This is a genomic window from Caballeronia udeis (assembly GCF_001544555.2).
GTDB classification, from domain to species: Bacteria; Pseudomonadota; Gammaproteobacteria; order Burkholderiales; family Burkholderiaceae; genus Caballeronia; species Caballeronia udeis.
This window is the reverse complement of sequence record NZ_FCOK02000002.1, coordinates 195,034-213,631: the sequence shown is the minus strand read 5'-3', so window position 1 is coordinate 213,631 and position 18,598 is coordinate 195,034. Positions and strand designations below refer to the sequence as shown.

Below are 18,598 nucleotides of genomic sequence, written 5' to 3'. Positions count from 1 at the left end.
GCGCGAACATGCACGTAAAATCACCCCCACCCCTCCCGCCGGCTTCCTTCATGCCCGACACAATCCGCTCGAACGTTGCGCCCACTCCCTCCCCCCAAGCGCTCACGATCATGCTGTGGCTCGTCGCCACCGGCTTTTTCATGCAGACGCTCGACTCCACCATCGTCAACACCGCACTGCCCGCCATGGCGAAAAGCCTCGGTGAAGCGCCCCTTCGCATGCAGGGCGTGGTCATTGCGTATTCGCTGACCATGGCGACGGTCATTCCGTTCTCCGGCTGGCTGGCCGACAAGCTCGGCACGCGTCATGTCTTCTTCAGCGCGATCCTGATCTTCACCATCGGCTCATTGCTTTGCGCGAATGCTCACACGCTCATGCAACTCGTGATTTATCGGGTCGTGCAAGGGGTGGGGGGCGCCATGCTGCTGCCCGTCGGACGCCTCTCGCTGCTGCGCGTGGTGCCTGCCGAACGTTACCTCAGCGCGATGTCATTTGTAGCCATTCCGGGGTTGATCGGGCCGCTGATCGGACCGACGCTCGGCGGCTGGATCGTGCAGATCGCCTCGTGGCACTGGATCTTCCTGATCAATGTACCGGTTGGCGTGATCGGCTGCATTGCCACGCGGCTTTTCATGACCGATAGCCGCAACCCCGCTACCGCTCCCTTCGATCTCGCTGGTTATCTGCTGCTCGCGGTCGGCATGGTGGCGCTGACTATTTCACTCGATGGCCTCGCCGATCTCGGCCTCCAGCACGCCATCGTGCTGGTGTTGCTCGTGCTGAGCTTCGGGTGTTTCGTGGCCTACGGGCTGCACGCCACGCGCGTGCCGCAACCCATCTTCTCGCTCGATCTGTTCAAGATCCATACGTTCAGCGTTGGCTTGCTCGGAAACCTGTTCGCGCGGATCGGCAGCGGCGCGATGCCGTATCTGCTGCCACTGCTGCTGCAGATCAGTCTCGGATATTCAGCGTTTGAAGCCGGTCTCATGATGCTGCCCGTGGCCGCTGCGGGGATGGTGTCGAAGCGCATTGTGACGAGCCTGATCATGAAGCGCGGGTATCGGAAGGTGCTGATCGTCAACACGGTTCTCGTCGGGCTCACCATGGCAAGTTTCTCGCTCACCAGCGCCGTGCAGCCTCTTTGGGTGAGGCTCGTGCAACTGGCGTTCTTCGGCGGCGTCAACTCCATCCAGTTCACCGCAATGAACACGCTGACGCTGAAAGACCTTGGGACCGGCGGCGCCAGCAGCGGCAACAGCTTGTTCTCGCTCGTGCAGATGCTGTCCATGAGTCTCGGCGTCACGATCGCCGGCGCGGTGCTCGCGACTTTCACCGGCATCCTGCCGAAGGTCACCGCGACGAATTCGCTGCCCGCCTTTCACGCGACTTTCCTCTGCGTCGGCGTTATTACGGCCGCGTCAGCGTGGATCTTTGCCCAGCTCGCGCCGGAGATCCGCGCCGTGAAGACCAAGCAAGCCGATCCGTCGGAAGCGCACTGAACGTTGGGTTTTCGCTCGCGCCGGTGGACGGGGTTGGGTTCTGGCGGGCTTGGGGGTAGTGGTCGGGGTTTAGACCGGGGTGCTAGGTTCTGGGGTTAGCGGTCGGGGTTGAGGCCGGGTTGCCAGGTTCCAAGGTTAGCGGTCGAGGTCTATGCCGGGTTGCTAGGTTCCGGGGTTAGCGGTCGGGGTCTATGCCGGGTTGCTGCTTTCGGCCTTAGCGGTCTGCGTGAGTCGGATTTTCTCTTTATCACTATTAGCCACTGTGCGTGGCGGCACGTCATTTCTTGGTCCTTAGCGACAAAGAAACGAAGCAAAGAAAACGCTTTAACCGCTCTACCCTAAGTGTCCACAGCGTGCAGTTTCTATTCATGGGTGCCCCAAAAGCACGGTGCTCGCCAGAGCCACCGATGTGTGAAACCCTCCTTCTCCGAACACGGATACCCACACGCTTCGCCACCAGTGATTGAACCTGCCCAAGGAGCACCCCGCGCTATCCGCGAACAGCCTCCCACCGAATTTGTACGCATGTCGAACCACGTCGCCAACCCACGGAGAAACAAGGTCCCAAAAACGCGTGAGGCCGTGCTGACCGTGGGGTGCTGGTGCTTGCCCGAGAGCACTGGTGGCGAAGCGTGTTCATGTCAGGATTCGCGAGAACGAGGGGTTCAAACATCCTCCGCTCTGGCGAGCACCGTGCTTTTGGGGCACCCATGAATTGGAACTGCACGCTGTGGACACTTAGGGTAGAGCGGTTAAAAGCGTTTTCTTTGCTTCGTTTCTTTGTCGCTAAGGACCAAGAAATGACGCGCCGCCACGCGCAGTGGCTAATAGTGATAAAGAAAATAGCTCACTCAGGCAGACCACTAACGCCGAAAGCACCAACCCGGCACTGACCCCGACCGCTAACCCCAGAACCTGGCAACCCGGCATCAACCCCGACCGCTAACGCAAGAACCCCAACCCCCAACCCCCACCCCTCCCCAAGCGCGAGCGAAACCCAACCGCTGTGCGTGCTGCACTACGCGAGTGCACGCGGCTTCACCCCCGGGCCACGATGAAAACCGCGGCCGCAGCCCTGCCCCAGCCGGGCCCGGTTTCGGCGGGAATATCTCAATTGTCCGGCAAATGCGCATATTTCTTGCTCTTCCCGGAGTGGCCCTATCCTGTAAACTAGCCCGTTCCCGATGTTTACTCCCACTCGAGCCGCGTTCGAACGCCTGCCAAAACCACCATGAGCATGGTTGACCTCGACCCTCCCCGCTTTCAGCCCCCTCGTCCCGTCGCGGGCGATGACGGCTCACGGCGCACTGTCCTGTACGGCGAATACACGGTGTTCAGCGTGTTCCAGCCGGTGTTCTCCGTGTCTCATCGCCGCGCGATCGGTTATCACGCGTCGCTGCGAGCCCGCGACGATTCCGGCCGGCAAGTCCCCTCGCATGAGGTCTTTACGCAAGCAGCCCGGCGCGGCGACCTGCTCGAACTCGGCCGGCTCGCCGAATCGCTGCATCTGGGCAACTTCTTTTCCTTCGATAGCGACGACGAATGGCTGTTCCTCAGCCTCCATCCGGCCGCATTGATGGACACGAGCTACGGAGATGCGCTGCTGGCATCGCTGAAAAACGTCGGGCTCCCGCCGCAGCGCGTGGTGCTGGAAGTGCCCGAACAAGCGGGCGGCGAGACCACGCGCTTCGCTGAAATCATCGATTCATTGCGCAAGTCCGGCTTCCTGATCGCGCTGGACGGCTTCGGCGTGAAGCATTCGAACATCGACCGCGTGTGGCATCTGCGGCCCGATATCGTGACGCTCGACCGCTGCATCCTGCAGCAGGCGAGCGAACATTCGCATATCGAACGGGTGCTGCCAGGCCTCGTTTCCCTGCTGCATGAGTCGGGTCAACTGGTGTTGATGGGTGGCCTGAGCACCGAACGCGATGCGCTGATCGCGCTCGAATGCAACGTCGATTTCGTACAGGGCGCGTATTTCGCCGGACCCAGCGTGGAAGCCGTGAAACCGCAAGCCGCGCAAGGCGTGCTGGACGCGTTGTCCGCGGCCTCCCGCGAACGCGTGGCCGCGCGTGAACGCACGCAGTCGGCACGGCTGGCACCCTATGTGAGTGCGCTGGAAACGGCGGCGGCGCGTCTGATCGAAGGCGAAACGCTCACCGGTGCAACCCGCACGCTATTGCAGCTTCACGAAACGGCGCGCTGTTTCCTGCTCGATGCATCCGGCCGGCAGATTGGCGACAACGTCTTGCCCGTCGCACGGGCGTCGCAACGGGCCAAGCGTTTCCGGCCCTTGCTGCATTCGGAAGGCGCGAGCTGGGAGCGCCGGCCTTATTTCATTGAAGCGTTGCGCACGCCGGACCGGGTGCACCTGACCGCGCCGTATCTGTCGATCAATGAGGCGCACCTGTGCGTGACGGCGTCCATCGCAGCGCAAACACCACGCGGCCTGCAGGTCCTGTGCGTCGATATCAACTGGGACGTGACCTCGCAACGGCGTTAAGCGTCGAGCGGTGAGCGTTGGTTGAGCAGCGAAAGCAGGCCCGCTGCCTCACACATGCGTGCGTGTCAGCGCAGCCTTCACGGTGCGCGCAAGATCGCCTATCTGAAACGGCTTCCTGAGCACCGAGTACCCGTCTACGCGGTCCTTCGATACGTCCACGTCCGCATACCCCGTCGCCAGGATCACAGGCAGTTGCGGGCGCGAGCGCTTCGCTTCGGCAATCACTTCCAGGCCGTTTATGCCGGGCATCGCGAAGTCGACCATCAGCAAGTCCGGATCGTCAGCCTGCAGGCGGTCCAACCCCGCGCGGCCATGCGATGCCTCGGTGACGGTGTAGCCGAGCATCTTCAGGCAATCGACGAGGAACGTCCGCACGTCGACGTCGTCTTCAATCACGAGAATCCGCTCGTGCGCGCCTGCGGTCTCTTCGCCCTGCTTCGCGACCTCCGCCTCGGCCACCACGCGTTCGCGCAAAGGCAGCCACAATTCGACGGTCGTGCCCTCGCCCGGTTCGCTATGAATCCGCGCCGTTCCCCCGGCCTGGCTCGCAATGCCGTAGACCTGGCTCAAGCCGAGACCCGTGCCCTTGCCGACCGGCTTGGTGGTGAAGAACGGATCGAAAACGCGCGACAGCAACTCCGGCGCGATGCCCGTGCCCGTATCGCTCACGCCGATCACCACATACTGTCCCGGCGGCACCGCTTCATCCGGCGCGCTGCGCTGGCTCACGCGAATGGTCAGCAGGCCGCCGTCGGGCATTGCGTCGCGGGCATTGATGGCCAGGTTCAGCACGGCGAGTTCGAGCTGGTTGGCGTCGGCGTCGGTCCAGGCTTCTTTCACGTCGAAGCGGGTGCCGAAATGAATGCCCGTTCCCAGCGATAACGTCAGCATGTCGCGCATGCCATGCAGCATCGAAATGACGTCGATGGCCTTCAGGTCCAGATTGCTGCTGCGTGAAAACGTCAGTAGCTGCCCGGTCAGCTTCGCGCCGCGTTCGGTCGCCCGCTTGACCGTCTGCGCCATGGTCTGCACGCGCTCATCGCGGCTCACGCGCGTGATCAGTTCCGCGTTGCCCATGATCACGTTCAGCAGGTTGTTGAAGTCGTGGGCAATGCCGCCGGTCAGTTGCCCAAGCGCTTCCATCTTTTGCGCCTGCACGAGCACCGCCTGGACTTTCGCGCGCTCGTGGATCTCTTTCATCAGCCGGTCGTTCACCGAAGCCAGTTCGTGAGTTCGTTCCGCAATCCGGCTTTCGAGCGTGTCGTTCAAACGCTCGACCACCAACTGGCTCGCAAGAATCTTCTCGTTGACTTCGTGACGGTCGGTGACATCCAGCGACACCCCGATGATCCGCGTCGTAGTCGTCCCCGGAACGCCGCCCGGCGCACGCATGGGATGGCCGCGCGACTGCACCCAGTGGACGGTGCCGTCCGGCCAGATCACGCGATATTCGACCGTCAGGTTGGTGTTGTTATCGATGCAAAGATCCAGCGCCAGCTGGCGCATCTCGCGGTCGTCGGGGTGCACAAGCTGGACGATCTGCGCGTAGTCCAGCGTCGGCCCCTTGTGCCCGTAGATCTTGCGGAACGCTTCGGTGGAGCGCAGCGCGCCGGTCTCCACATCGAGTTCCCATGATCCCAGTTGCCCCGCCGCGAGCGCCAGGTGCAGCCGCTCCTGCGCCTCCACGCGCTCGGCAAGCTGACGCCGCGCCTCGTATTGCCGCAAGCGTGCGCGCAACGCCGACGACACCGCTCGCCGCAGCGTTTCCGCATTGAGCGGACGCTCCAGCACCACGACATTGCCCAGCATCTCAAGCTGGTCGAGCGCGTGTTCCGGACGTCGTTCGACGCGTTTGGTCGCGAGCAGGATCAGCGGAAAATCAGACCATGTAGGCTGCTGGCCAAGCCACTGGAAAAGCTGCGGCATGGCGCTGTCGGCGAGTGCTTCTTCCGCGATCAGCGCCGTGCCCGCACCGCCGCGCAGCTCGGTGTTCAGCATCGCGGCATTCATGCACGCAAGGCAGTTGCGGCCATCCTTGCTCAGCACTTCAGCCACCACGTCCGCGTCGCGGCCGCGAGGGGCGAGGATCAGGACGCGGTTTTCCACGGCTTAGCGGCCCATCGCTGCAGGGCTTCCCAGCATGGTCGAGTCGCCCCGATACGCCGGCAGCCCGGCGAGCACGCCATCGAAATCGCGCAGTGCTTCGCTCAGCTCCAGGCCGCCGTATGTCAGCCTGAACTGGCGGATCGTGCGCTCGTGCGCGCTGCCGCGGCTCTTGACGGCGGCGAGCGCCGTCAGCACTTCGCCCTGATGCTCGAAGTAGCGGAACAGGACCATCACGTCGCTGAGATAGCTGATGTCGATATCCGTCTGGACCTCGCCCACAATGCCGTGCTGCCCGAGCACGAGCATGGTCACAATGCCGCGCTGGTTGAGATAGCCGAGCAACTCGTGCATTTGCAGCAGCAGGTAGCGCTCGCCCGGCATCGCCTGCAAATACGCGTTCAGGCTGTCGATAGCAACATACGTCACGCCTTCCTCCTCCACCGCCTCGCGCACGTCGCTGGTGAACTGGCCTGGCGACATTTCGGCGGGGTCGATCTGGCGCAAGGTCAGCAGGCCGTTGCCGAGATAGGCCGACAGATCCATGCCGAGCGACTTCGACCGCGCCAACAGCGTTCCAAGCGTTTCGTCGAAAAGATAGTAGATGCAGCGCTCGCCGCGCTTGAGCGCCGCTATCAGGCAGCACACCACGGTCGTGGTCTTGCCCACGCCGGACGGCCCGATCAGCAACGCATTCGTGCCGGGAATCAGGCCGCCGCCGAGCATGGCGTCGAGGCCCTCCGACCCGGTCGATACCGGCGTACTCGAAAATTCCGCATGATGTTCGGCCGCGATCAGGCGCGGGTAGACATCAATACCGCCCGTCTCCAGCGTGAAGTCGTGGAAACCTTCGCGAAACTTGATGCCGCGCATTTTTGCCACGCGCACGCGGCGGCGCGCGCCGCCGTAATCGTGGACAAGCTGGTCGAGGCTGATCACACCATGCGCGATGCTGTGAAGCTGCAGGTCGCCGGGGTCGGAGGTGTTGTCGTCGAGCAGGTACACGGTGCACTCGCGCGTCGCGAAATAGCGCTTGAGCGCGAGGATCTGGCGCCGGTACCGCAGCGGGTTCTGCGACAGCAACCGCAGCTCCGACAAGCTGTCCAGCACGATCCGGACAGGCTTGAGCGTTTCAACCTGGCGCATCACGTTTTCGACGGTCTCGCCAAGCTCCACTTCCGCCGGATGCAGAATGGACTGCTCGTACTCGGGATCCAGCCCTTCGTCGGAGAGCAGTTCAACGATCGACAACGCGTCGACGTTCCAGCCGTGGGCATCGGCGACAGCCAGCAACTCGGAGCGCGTCTCGGAGAGCGTGATGTACAAGCCCTCTTCGCCCAGCTCTGCGCCCTTCAGTAAAAATTGCAGAGCGAGGGTGGTTTTTCCCGCCCCCGGCGACCCTTCGATCAGGTACACGCGGTTCGGCGTCACTCCGCCGCCCAGGATGTTGTCCAGCCCGGTAATGCCCGTCGACATGCGCGCTGCGGGAAGGGACGACTGACGTTGAGTTCTCATGGTAGAAATAGGATTCAATAGGCGTAACGGTCTCGCGAGGAATACGGCCAAGCTTGGGTCTCGCCGCGATCGGCCGCAATATATGTCGGGTAACAGCAAAGAACAGGCCCGTGGTAACAGCAAAGAACAGGCCCGTGCAGCGCAGCGCGCGGGTAAACGGGGCCCGATACCGCGTGAGATACGATAAGCCGTTGAACCCGCAGGTAAAAACGCCTCCATGAGTTCAAGATCGATGGATGTCAAACGCCGTGTGCTGCTGGCCGCTTCGCTGGCGTGCCTGGGATCGCCGGCTTTCGGCATGGACACCATTGAAACCGCGCAGCCGTCCACGCTGGTCAGCGACATCCATACCTTCGTCGTAGCGGAAGACGGCTCCCTGACGGAAGACGATGAAACCACCTTGCGCGCGAACACGCCGGCGGGTGTTGGGGAAATCGCGCAACGCTATATCTGGTTCGACAAATCGACGTCGACCATCGAGATAAGCGACGCCTACTCGCTCGGCGCTGACGGCATCAAACATATCGTGGCGCCCGACCAGATCCGCGAGATCCAGGAGCCGCGTTCGGCAGGCGCCCCCACGTTCGAGGACTCGCGTCTGAAAGCGGTGGTATTCCCAGGGGTGAGCACGGGATCGATCGTGCATCTGCGGTTTCACAAGACCCAGTCGAAGCCGGTCATCGCGGGGCAGTTCGATTATTTCGTCGAGCCCGGGCGCGGCCCCGTGGAAGAGCAGCGGCTGATCTTCGACTTGCCTGCCGACAAACCGCTTTATGCCGATGCACGCGGTTACATCGCCGTGCCGCCAGTGACGCAGGGTGGCCGCACGCGCTACGAATTCGACTACAGCCGGGCTCACTACGATCGCGTGGAAGCCGGCTCGGTCGGCTATGCGCAGTATGGCGACCGGCTGATGGTGTCGACGTTTCCGGACTACAGGAGCTTTGCCGCGAGTTATCGGGACGGCACCGTCGACCCGAGCGGGACCGATCCGGCCGTGCGCGCCCTTGCACAATCGCTCACGCGCGACGAGACCGACGCTCGCGCGAAAGCGGCCACGCTCTACGACTGGGTCCGCCACAACATCCGCTATGTGTCGCTGTTCCTGGGGCAGAGTCCCGCCATCCCCCACCGGGCCGCCGATATCCTCGCCAACCGCTATGGCGACTGCAAGGACTATGTCGCGCTCTACGGCGCGCTGCTGGCGGCGGTGGGCATCGAGAACGAACCGGCCTTGATCAGCCTCGGCTCGGTCTATACGCTCCCGTCGGTACCGGGCTATGGCGGCAGCGCGATCAATCACGTCATTACGTGGCTGCCGGGGCTCGCGCTGTATGCCGACTCGACGGCGCTCAGTATCGAGTTCGGTTATCTGCCGCTCGCGGACATGGACCGTCCGACGCTGCTGGTCGACGACGGCACGCTGTCACGAACGCCCGCCACCCAACCGCTGTCACGCGCGGCGCGCCTGCAGATCGAGGTGGCGCCCGACGGCTCGGCCTCGTTCGCCGACCAGGTGGAAGACGCCGGATGGAGCGCGGGTCCTGAGCGCGCGAACCTCCTGCACGCGACCGCCGAACGCCGCAAGCAGATCGCCGATGCCCGCCTTCGGGCGACCGGCCTGCGCGGTGTGGCGACGCTGAGCGCCAACGACCTGCACGCAAGCAACGGCCCGCTGACCACCACGATCAACGGCACCCTGGACAATGTCGTGTGGCCCGCCGGAACGACCGCCCTCCCGGCGTTGACGAGCCTGTCGGGCGGGATCGCCACCCAGGTTGAGAACCTGCTCGCCGAGCGCGTGCGGACCCAGCCGTTCATGTGCACGGGAGGCGCATTCGATGAAGTCGCGCAAGTCGAATTGCCGAAGACCGTTCAAGTCACCGATGTCCCCACCGATGCCAGTTTCACGAACGCGTTTTTCGATTATTCATCACGCTATGTCTTCGACCCCGCGACGAACCTGATCCAGACGGAGCGTCATCTGAAGGCGAACTTCGGCAAGCAGGTTTGCACGCCTGCTGACTTCACCGCCATGCAGCCGGTGTTGAAGCGGATCGAACGCGACACGGATGCGCAGATCATCGTCAAGGCGGCAGAGCCGTGACCGGTGCCGAACGGGTTCGACCTCCGCGTAAATTTTCGGAATGGTGGCATGCGTACTTGTAACCGGAATGTCGGGCGAGGCCGCTATGCTGCGAAACTCGCATTGATGAAGCGTCCCGATGCGCACGGCCAGGCCATGATGACCCGAGAATCCGACGACACCCCCAAGCATCCGTCTGCGCCCGTTGATCGTTTGAGCGCAATCGCGTCGCCCGATCCGCTGGTTCACCGCACGCTCGCCGACGCATGCCGCCAAGCCGGCGATGAACTCGGCGCGCTGGCCCATCTGATTGCAGCCCATACCCTCGACGCATACGCCACTGGCTCGGCGGACGCCCGCACGAAGGGCCTGTGCGACGTCGCCACGGGCTATTTCATGAAAGGCGATCACGCAGCCGCCGCGCGCTGGTACGAGCTCGTGCTGACGCTCGATCCGAACGTCGCTGTTGCATGCCAGAACCTGGCCGCCATTCATGCCGGTGAGGGAAACACTGCGCTTGCCGAGGTTTATCGCGAGCGCGCTTATGGAATCCAGCGGGTGTTTGTCGAAGAAACGGCGGGCTGGACTCGCTCCGTCCTGATCCTGTGCGCGGGTAGAACCACCGGTAATGTGCCGTTCGAGGCGTTATTGCCGGGCGCGAGGAACCGTCGTATCAAGTACGCAATCGACTACGCCGCCGACGACGAAGACGCGCAGCTTCCCTCCTTCGATCTCGTGTTCAACGCGATCGGCGATCCGGATATTGCAGAGCCGCTTGGGGAGAGACTCGCGCGTTTTGCGGCGCGGTGCTCACGCCCGCTGCTCAATCCGAACTCGGCAATCGCCCCAACCTCGCGGCATAGGCTGCCCGCGCTGCTTGATGGTCTTGATGACGTGCAGACCGCGCCGTGCGTGAGGTATGAAGGACCAAGCGAAGGACAGGGCGTTGGGGCATTCGCTTCGCTGCTCGCCGATCACGCCGTTACGTTCCCGCTGCTGGCCCGGCCGGTTGCTGCTCACGGTGGCGACGGCCTGGTTCTGTGCGACAGCATCGAAGCACTTGAAAGCCGGTTATCGACGCAATCAGGCACCCAGTACCTCACCGCGTTTCGCGATTGCCAGTCGGCCGATGGCTTCTACCGCAAGTACCGCGTGATCTACGTCGACCGACAGCCGCTTCCTTATCATCTCGTCATCTCGCCGCACTGGATCGCGCATTATTTTTCCGCCGATATGGAAAGCCACGCATGGAAACTCGACGAGGAACGGCGCTTCCTGCAAGACCCGCGTGCGGCCCTCGGCGAGCGCGCAATGAACGCCATTACGGCTATTGGCCGGCGGCTCGATCTGGACTACGGCGGCATCGATTTCACGCTTCTGCCTGACGGTCAGGTGTTCGTGTTCGAAGCCAACGCGACCATGCTCGCGCACTACGAGCGCGGCAGCGGCGTGCTCGCTCACAAGAACCAGCATGTGCAACATATCGTCGATGCGTTCGAGCACATGCTGGCGCGCCGGACGGCGGGCTGAATGAACAAGACCATAAACTTCTCCGGCGGACCGGGTGCGTTACCGGCCTCGGTGCTGCGCGAAACAGGCAGTGAAACGGCGGCCCCTCCCGCTCGACCTCGGGAAAGAGCGCAACGAGCCGGCCGCAGTGGCGGCAACGCAAGGTGGCGAGGAGTATCGAAGCCACCGTTCCCGCGTACGCGCTGCCCGCTCGGCTAAAGGCCCTTGAACCTGTCGGCGTAAAGGCGGCTCACGCTCAGCTTGTCGGTGTGGCCGCGCAGCGTCAGCGTGAGTTTGCCGCTGTCGTCGCGTAACGCGGTGGCGATGGCATCACACCGTACGATCGTGCTGCGATGAACCTGCCAGAAACACGCCGGATCAAGCTGCAATTGCAGTTCACGCAGCGAGACCCTGATCAGGTGCTCGCGTTCAGCCGTGACCATCCGTACGTATTTGTCGGCGGCCTCGAAGTACAGCACGTCCGCTATGGGCACCATGGTGATGGTATTGCCGGCGCTCGCCTGGATCAGCCGCAGCGGGCTTGCGGCCGGTGGTTTGCCCTGCGGTCCTGCGACGTCGGCATGCAAGAGCTCGCGCAACGTGTGAATGGCAGCGTCCAACGACGGATCAGCCACCTGCGATTGCGTCCTCTGCCGTAACGCGGCTTGCAAACGCGCGCAGGTTTTTTCCAGGCGATCGGGCTGCACGGGCTTCAGCACATAGTCGACCGCCGCGTGTTCGAATGCGTGCAGTGCGTATTGATCGTAGGCGGTCACGAACACCAGCAACGGAAACGGTTTGGCGAGATCCGGCCAGTCTTCGGCAAGCACCTGCGCGACCTCCAGCCCCGTGATGCCCGGCATTCGAATGTCGAGGAAAAGCACGTCGGGTTGCAGCGCGAGGCTTTGTTTCACCGCGGTCTCACCGTCGGCCACACTCGCGACGCAATGCAGGTCAGGCCATAACCGGGTCAACTGGGCCTGCAGGTCTGCCGCCAGCAAAGCTTCGTCTTCAGCAATCAGTACGGTGGCTTTCATGATGGGCACGGAATGGTCGGTCGCGGGAATCAACCCAGCGGTCGGAATCAAGATACAGGAAGGCGCACGATAGCCAGGGTACCGCCCTCGTCGTCGCTTGCGGCAATGAGTTCAAGCGACGCGGTTTTACCGTACAACGCGGCAAGCCGTTCACGAACCTGCTGGATGCCGAAACGGCTGTCGCCGGGCGGCAAAGCGCCAGGACCTGTACCGCCGACACTGATACCCGCCCCCGTATCGCGGACGCTGAGCACGAGCGTGCCGCCCTCGCGCTGCGCGCTCACCCTGATCCAGCCGCCTGCAACCGTGGGTTCAAGTCCATGCTTGATGGCGTTTTCGACCAGAGGTTGCAGCAGCAGCGGCGGCACCGGCAACCCCACGAGGTCATCGGGCAAATCAAGCTGCCTGCTCAGGCGGTTTCCCATGCGGGTCTGCATCAACTCGAGATAATCGCCAATACGCGCAAACTCAGCGGACAACGAATGTGATCCCGAGCGCGAAGCGTCAAGCGTCGCGCGCAGAAACGCAATCAGACGGTCGAGCATGGCCTGGGCACGCGGGGGGTCTTGCGCAATCAGCACCCGCAGGTTGGCCAGCGTGTTGAACAGCATGTGCGGTTCAAGCTGCGACTCCAGCAGCTTGAGCTGGCTCTCGGCGGCGCTTCGCAGCGCGGCCTCGGTGCGCGTTTCCATCGCGGCCATGCGGCCTCGGGCATAGAAGAAATACGTGACACCCAGCGACAACACAAACACGCCGGTCATGCTCACCAAGACGGCCCGGGGGTTGTCGATGATCGTGGCCGGTGCGTGCTGCGCGCCGGTCAGCAGATCGCCGAACATGTGCCCGGCGATGTAACCCACTACGCCCGACACAACGACCCACGGAGCCATCAATCCCCAGCCGGGCCAGTTTCGCTGGGCCTCCAGGTTATCGGGGGAACGCTTGCGAATCAGCGAGGCCAGGCCATAGCGGCCTATCTCGATCAAGCCCTGGATGAACAGCGTGCTGCAAAGCGAATAGATCAGGTTGGCGGCGAACGAATCGCGATTCATCACGTAGAAGAACACGGTGGTCGCCACCGATATCGCGATAAAGATCCGCAGTTCGCGCCATAACCAGTGCAGGGTGTGGTGAGCGTGAGGCATTCAGTGGGCGTTGGTGGTGTGCGGTGATTCAGGCGCGGCTCGCGCCGCCTGGTCGTCCGGTAGTCCGCGCTCGCCGCCCGGCAGTGGTATTGCCTTCGCCGCTTGGCGCGCAGCCGGGGGGCTTGAACACGTATCCGGGGATCGCGGACACACTGCGCGCGCCGGCCAGATCACGCTGCAGATCGACCCATTGCGCGGATTCTACGCGTAGCGGGTTGTAGCGGGTGATCAGCCCACGGCGGCACGGTAGATCGTCTGTGCTCCCGGCGATGTCGTGGCTGCCGGTTCATGCGTTGTGCGAAGAAGCCGGCATGCGGCATACGGTGCGCTTGCGTCGCTCGATAAGCCGTTAATACGCCATTCTGGATGACTGCGCCTGCCGGGCGACGCGCCACATTGCGAAACCACGTGCAAGGAAGATGCCGCTGAAAGCGCCGTACGCAAAACTCACCGATACCGCGAACAGCTTGTCGACATTCAGATCGGGATGCATCGCCAGCATGACGTTGGCGCCGAACTTGATGATGAACAGGCCGAGGATCAGCATGAGCGGAACCCAGCTTCCCGGCACGAGCAGCCGCTGCTCTGCCGCAAGCCAGCGAACCTTGCTGCCAACGCCTGCAGCTTGGGACATCCTGAGAGCCGCAAGCACCGCCGCCGCCCACGCAACCAGCGCGATGGACTGCGCGGCGAAGAGTGACACAACGCCATAGAAAGAGAGCGCGGCCATCACGATGGGAATTGCCGTCGCGGCGCGCAGCGTCCTGTGCCGTGGTTGCGTTTGCGAGACGCCGACGGAAATCACGGCCGCGAGCAGCCACCAGACCCAGTGCGGTGTGTTCTGAAGAATGCCGATGAACATGATGATCGTCCTTATCCGTAGGGAGGAGATTTCGATGATGCTCATGGTCGGCGTTCGCCTCGCGCGTCGCGAGCGGTTTGCGACGGGACGACACATCGCGCCGCGAAACGCTTGCGGCGAGGCGCGAGTGGTTGGTGTGCGGACCGCACGGACCGCCAGTTGGCCTCAAAACAAAGACCGCGAATGACAACGGCCCGCCGGGCAAAAGCTTGGCGGGCCGTCTTTTTGAATGGGTGAAACAAGGCAAAGGCCGATCCGGCACACCCGGGCGATAACATCAACCTCAAGCGCTTAACGCTTTATCGCCCAACCGGACACCCGCTTCACCGTCACCAACCCGGAAACTGTCCCGTGGCGTAAAGGAGATATTGCGCCGACACGCGGTTTGATCAAGACCGCTTTATAGCGTCGCCACGCGGTCTTGCGCATGCTACTCGGAAGCACCACCTGATGGCGGCGCCCCGGCCTGAGCCACGGGCAGTTCGTGGCCAGCGAGCTTGCTGGCGAGATACAGCCGGTTCATCAGACGCAACTCGGCGGGGCCGCCCGGGCTGGTCGGAGCCGACTTGTCGAGCGTCATCGCCACCATCGTCTTCATGTTGTTGAGCAATACCACCGCCATGTCTTTGGCGATCTCTCCCGGCAATGTCGGCGCCCTGAGCCGCAGCGTGCCAACAATCCGCTTGAGCGCCTTCTCGCGATACTCGAGTCGCTTGCCCGACCATTCCGAACGGGCATCCAGCAAGGCGACGAGCGCCTTGGTCTCGTCGTGGATCTCCGCAAGGGAGTCGACCAGCAAATCGGCCAGTTCGTCTATCGACACCACGCAGGCACGGGCATCGATTTCGTCGCATTGGGCATCACGCAACTCGCTGAAGCGTTGCATCAGCGCGTCGGCCAGTACCTCTTTGTTCGGAAAGAAACGATAGAGCGAACCAATTTTGGTGTCGGCGCGAGCCGCTATCTCGGCCATGGTTGCCGCATCAAAGCCACGCTCTTGAATCACCTTCGATGCAGCGGCCATCAACGTGGCGACGCGCTCACGGCCGACACCACGCTGCGGCGCAAGCGCCGGCCGTTCACGATTGGGCCGCGGAGCAGCGGATAGAGCTTTAGTTTTGGCGGGAGTCGAAGACATGCCGTCAGTTTGCCAGTTACGGCGGCCCTCCACCACATAACTCTATTTGAGCAAATACTCAAATAGAGTTATGCTTGGGCGTCAGTTACCTCCTCGAATCCATCACAAGGCTCCCATCATGCTCGCTCTTCCCGCAGCTACAACAGCACTCATTCTCGTCGATCTCCAGCAAGGCATCGTGTCGATGCCCGCTCTGGCACCCCGCCCCGGCGCTCAGGTGGCAGTAACCGGTGGCCGGCTAGCGGCGCGTTTCCGGACTGCCGGGGCACCGGTCGTACTGGTCAACGTCGCCTTCGCGGCGGACTTCGGTGATGTGTTGAAACAGCCAGTGGACCGTTCTTTTTCGCGTCCGGAAGGGGGCTTTCCAGCGAACTTCAGCCAGCTCGTCGAAAAACTCGCTCACGCGTCCGACATTCTCGTGACGAAACATCAATGGGGCGCGTTCTACGGCACCGATCTCGATGTGCAGTTGCGGCGCCGGAACGTCAAAACGGTGGTGCTCGCCGGCATCGCCACCAATATGGGCGTCGAATCCACCGCGCGCCAGGCCTACGAGCATGGTTACGACGTCGTGATCGCTGAAGATGCGACGACGGGGCTGTCTCATGACATGCACGCGTTTGCAGTCGACAACATCTTTCCGCTACTCGCGCGCGTGGTGAAGTCCGATGACATCGATCTGAAGTACTGAGCCACGCAAAATGCAAAGCAATCCGGCGACAACCAGCGGCGATTCCGGTCGCCCGAATGAACAACATGCGGGCTTCGGCTTCCGTTTCGTCGCGCCGCTAGCGCTCGGCGCCGTACTGAATCCGATCAATTCGACCATGATCTCTACCGCGCTGGTGCCAATTGCGACCGACTTCCATGCAAGCGTCGCGGAGGCTGGATGGCTTATTGCCGGGCTCTACCTGGCAAGCGCCGTGGCCCAGCCGACCATGGGGCGACTGGCGGATCTGTTCGGCCCACGCCGGATTTACCTGATCTCCCTCTTCATCGTCGCGATATCCGCGCTGGTCGGCCGGTTTGCTCCCACGCTCGGCGTCTTGATCGCGGTGCGGGTGGCACTGGGAATCGGCACCGCCGGCGCCTATCCGTCGGCCATGCGCATCTTCCGCGTCCAGGCAGATCGGCTCGGTGCGGCGCCCCCACGCGTCGCCATGAGCGTTCTCTCGCTGGCGGGGGTCTCCACCCTGGCCATCGGACCCTTGCTGGGTGGCGTACTGACAGGCGCTTTCGGCTGGCACTCGATCTTTGCCGTGAACGCGCCGCTCGCGCTGCTCGCTGCGCTGCTGGTTTTTTTGTGGGTGCCAAAGGATCAGCCGCGCGAAGGCAGCTTTGCGCGTCTGATGGCGGAGCTCGACGTGGTGGGCATCCTCCTGTTCACCGGCTTCTTGCTCGGCCTGATGATTTTCCTGATGAATCTCGACCGCCCAATCTGGAGCATGCTGCCTGTCGCCGCCGTTCTTGGTATAGCGCTCGTGCTTCACTCGGCGCGACGCAAGCAGCCGTTTATCGATGTGCGGATGTTGGCCCGCAACCGACCGTTGACGGTAACCTATCTGCGCGCAGGGGCGGTCCTGATGATCGTGTATTGCATCCTCTACGGATTCGCTCAGTGGCTCGAAAGCGGCGCAGGCTTCTCCACTAGCCAGGCGGGCCTCATCACCATGCCGATGTCGCTGCTCGCCGCCGTCTCCTCTGTGACAGGCGGGCGCACAAAAGGCATTCGAGGACCGTTTATCGTCAGCATTGGCGCAGCGCTGGCCGGATGCATCTGCCTGTTTTTTATCGACAGCAGCAAGTCCGCATGGATCATCGCTGCCGCGGTTGTGTGCTTTGGTGTGCCGCAAGGCATGTTTTCCACAGCCACCCAGACCGCCGTCTATCTGCAGGCGCCGGCCGACGAGATCGGCACTGCAGCGGGACTCCAGCGCACCGCTGGATATCTGGGTGCAATCGCGGCGACCAGCCTCCTTGGCGCCTTATATGGCAAAACTGCGAGCGATCACGGCCTGCACAGCTTGGCCATCGTTATGGGTGTGTTGAGCGCCTGCCTGTTTGTCGCCACGATATTCGATCGCACGATTCCGCGAATCGCCGCGGTGTGAACGGCAGCGGGCAGAGCGCCTACCCGCCGATGCGGCCGCTCAAGCATCATTCTGTGAAAGTGAAGAGCTCTTGACGGGCCCAAACCGGGCGATTGACCGGCTCCAAAGCAGCCCTTCACAGGAGCGAAAACACGTCCTTTAGGAACAGTTTCGGCAAGCGCCGCTTGATTGAATCAAGCTGTCCCACGCGGAAAAACGAAAGCCCTCAAGAGAGGGCTTTCACTTTTACTACCGGTTCCAATCTTTATTGCACTTTCCGAACTATGTTGTCACGCTTCAGAAACCTCAAGCGCCGAAGTTCTTCGACGCAAAGTCCCAGTTCGCAATGTTCCAGAACGCTTCGATGAACTTCGGACGCGCATTGCGATAGTCGATGTAATACGCGTGTTCCCATACGTCGATGGTCAGCAGCGCCTTCGAGTCGGTGGTCAGCGGGGTCGCGGCATTGCTGGTTGACACGATGTCGAGTGAACCATCCGTCTTCTTCACGAGCCACGTCCAGCCCGAACCGAACGTGCCGGTTGCGACCTTCGCGAACTCTTCCTTGAACTTGTCGAAAGAGCCGTATTTTGCGTTGATTGCGTCGCCGAGCGCGCCGGCCGGAGCACCGCCACCCTTGGGCGACAGGCTGTTCCAGAAGAACGTGTGGTTCCAGACCTGGGCTGCGTTGTTGAACACGCCACCCGACGCCTTCTTGACGATCTCTTCGAGCGACAGGTTTTCGAATTCGGTACCCGGAATCAGCTTGTTCAGGTTCGTCACATAGGTTTGATGATGCTTGCCATAGTGATACTCAAGCGTTTCTTCCGACATGTTCGGAGCGAGCGCGTTCTTGTCGAACGGCAACGGCGGGAGGGTATGTTCCATGGTGCGAGCTTCCTTCTATGATGATTTTGGGGGACGTGAGGAGTGAAGCAATGGAGCACTCGATTGTAGGCGAGTTGGGATAACCCCGCAAATTGCGGGTTTTTATGAGCAGTATCGATTACGAAGCTTTAACAGCGGCGTAAAAAATGCTCGAACGTTCCTTCTAAGCCGTCAAAAATACGGGCTTTCAAGCACCCGTGCGAGTCTTGTAAAAAACGGT

13 protein-coding genes are annotated in these 18,598 nt (G+C 62.3%); 6 read left to right on the top strand and 7 right to left on the bottom strand.

What is annotated here, in order from left to right; all coding sequences use genetic code 11:
- Positions 1 to 50: 50 nt before the first annotated feature.
- Together mdtD and AWB69_RS02545 are read left to right on the top strand one after the other, a co-directional pair.
- Positions 51 to 1,499, top strand: coding sequence for a multidrug transporter subunit MdtD (gene mdtD / locus AWB69_RS02550; RefSeq protein ID WP_062081773.1), 1,449 nt, complete (start codon positions 51 to 53; stop codon positions 1,497 to 1,499).
- Between the two features lie 1,231 nt (positions 1,500 to 2,730).
- Positions 2,731 to 4,005, top strand: a complete 1,275-nt coding sequence (locus AWB69_RS02545) for an EAL domain-containing protein (RefSeq protein ID WP_062081771.1) — start codon at positions 2,731 to 2,733, stop codon at positions 4,003 to 4,005.
- A 48-nt stretch (positions 4,006 to 4,053) separates the two neighbouring features.
- Here AWB69_RS02545 and AWB69_RS02540 read toward each other — a convergent pair whose 3' ends face one another.
- A complete protein-coding gene (locus AWB69_RS02540; protein WP_062081768.1) occupies positions 4,054 to 6,111 on the bottom strand; it encodes a hybrid sensor histidine kinase/response regulator in 2,058 nt (685 codons plus the stop codon).
- Positions 6,112 to 6,114: 3 nt separating this feature from the next.
- Positions 6,115 to 7,623: an ATPase domain-containing protein gene (locus AWB69_RS02535; protein ID WP_062081766.1), complete on the bottom strand. Its 1,509-nt coding sequence runs from the start codon at positions 7,621 to 7,623 to the stop codon at positions 6,115 to 6,117.
- Positions 7,624 to 7,840: 217 nt separating this feature from the next.
- Between AWB69_RS02535 and AWB69_RS02530 the strand changes: the two genes are divergently transcribed.
- Positions 7,841 to 9,730: a DUF3857 domain-containing transglutaminase family protein gene (locus AWB69_RS02530; protein ID WP_062081763.1), complete on the top strand. Its 1,890-nt coding sequence runs from the start codon at positions 7,841 to 7,843 to the stop codon at positions 9,728 to 9,730.
- A 48-nt stretch (positions 9,731 to 9,778) separates the two neighbouring features.
- Entirely contained in the window at positions 9,779 to 11,239 is a 1,461-nt protein-coding gene (locus AWB69_RS02525) for a hypothetical protein (RefSeq protein ID WP_062081761.1), read from the top strand.
- Positions 11,240 to 11,433: 194 nt separating this feature from the next.
- Here the strand turns inward: AWB69_RS02525 and AWB69_RS02520 are convergent, their stop codons facing one another.
- The 4 genes from AWB69_RS02520 to AWB69_RS02500 all read right to left on the bottom strand — a co-directional run bounded on the left by AWB69_RS02520 (position 11,434) and on the right by AWB69_RS02500 (position 15,400).
- Positions 11,434 to 12,255: a LytR/AlgR family response regulator transcription factor gene (locus AWB69_RS02520; protein WP_062081975.1), complete on the bottom strand. Its 822-nt coding sequence runs from the start codon at positions 12,253 to 12,255 to the stop codon at positions 11,434 to 11,436.
- 47 nt (positions 12,256 to 12,302) lie between these two features.
- Entirely contained in the window at positions 12,303 to 13,400 is a 1,098-nt protein-coding gene (locus AWB69_RS02515) for a sensor histidine kinase (RefSeq protein WP_062081759.1), read from the bottom strand.
- 349 nt (positions 13,401 to 13,749) lie between these two features.
- Positions 13,750 to 14,307 (bottom strand): DUF6622 family protein, encoded by a 558-nt coding sequence (locus AWB69_RS02510; RefSeq protein WP_156528707.1) that lies wholly within the window; start codon positions 14,305 to 14,307, stop codon positions 13,750 to 13,752.
- Positions 14,308 to 14,692: 385 nt separating this feature from the next.
- Positions 14,693 to 15,400, bottom strand: a complete 708-nt coding sequence (locus AWB69_RS02500) for a TetR/AcrR family transcriptional regulator (RefSeq protein ID WP_062081752.1) — start codon at positions 15,398 to 15,400, stop codon at positions 14,693 to 14,695.
- Positions 15,401 to 15,518: 118 nt separating this feature from the next.
- On the opposite strand from AWB69_RS02500, the gene AWB69_RS02495 reads away from it, so the two are divergent.
- Positions 15,519 to 16,091 carry a hydrolase gene (locus AWB69_RS02495; protein ID WP_062081750.1) on the top strand — a complete coding sequence of 191 codons (573 nt, stop codon included), beginning with the start codon at positions 15,519 to 15,521 and terminating at the stop codon, positions 16,089 to 16,091.
- Between the two features lie 10 nt (positions 16,092 to 16,101).
- A complete protein-coding gene (locus AWB69_RS02490; RefSeq protein ID WP_062081748.1) occupies positions 16,102 to 17,511 on the top strand; it encodes an MFS transporter in 1,410 nt (469 codons plus the stop codon).
- A 285-nt stretch (positions 17,512 to 17,796) separates the two neighbouring features.
- Here the strand turns inward: AWB69_RS02490 and AWB69_RS02485 are convergent, their stop codons facing one another.
- Positions 17,797 to 18,378 carry a superoxide dismutase gene (locus tag AWB69_RS02485; RefSeq protein ID WP_062081746.1) on the bottom strand — a complete coding sequence of 194 codons (582 nt, stop codon included), beginning with the start codon at positions 18,376 to 18,378 and terminating at the stop codon, positions 17,797 to 17,799.
- Positions 18,379 to 18,598 lie beyond the last annotated feature (220 nt).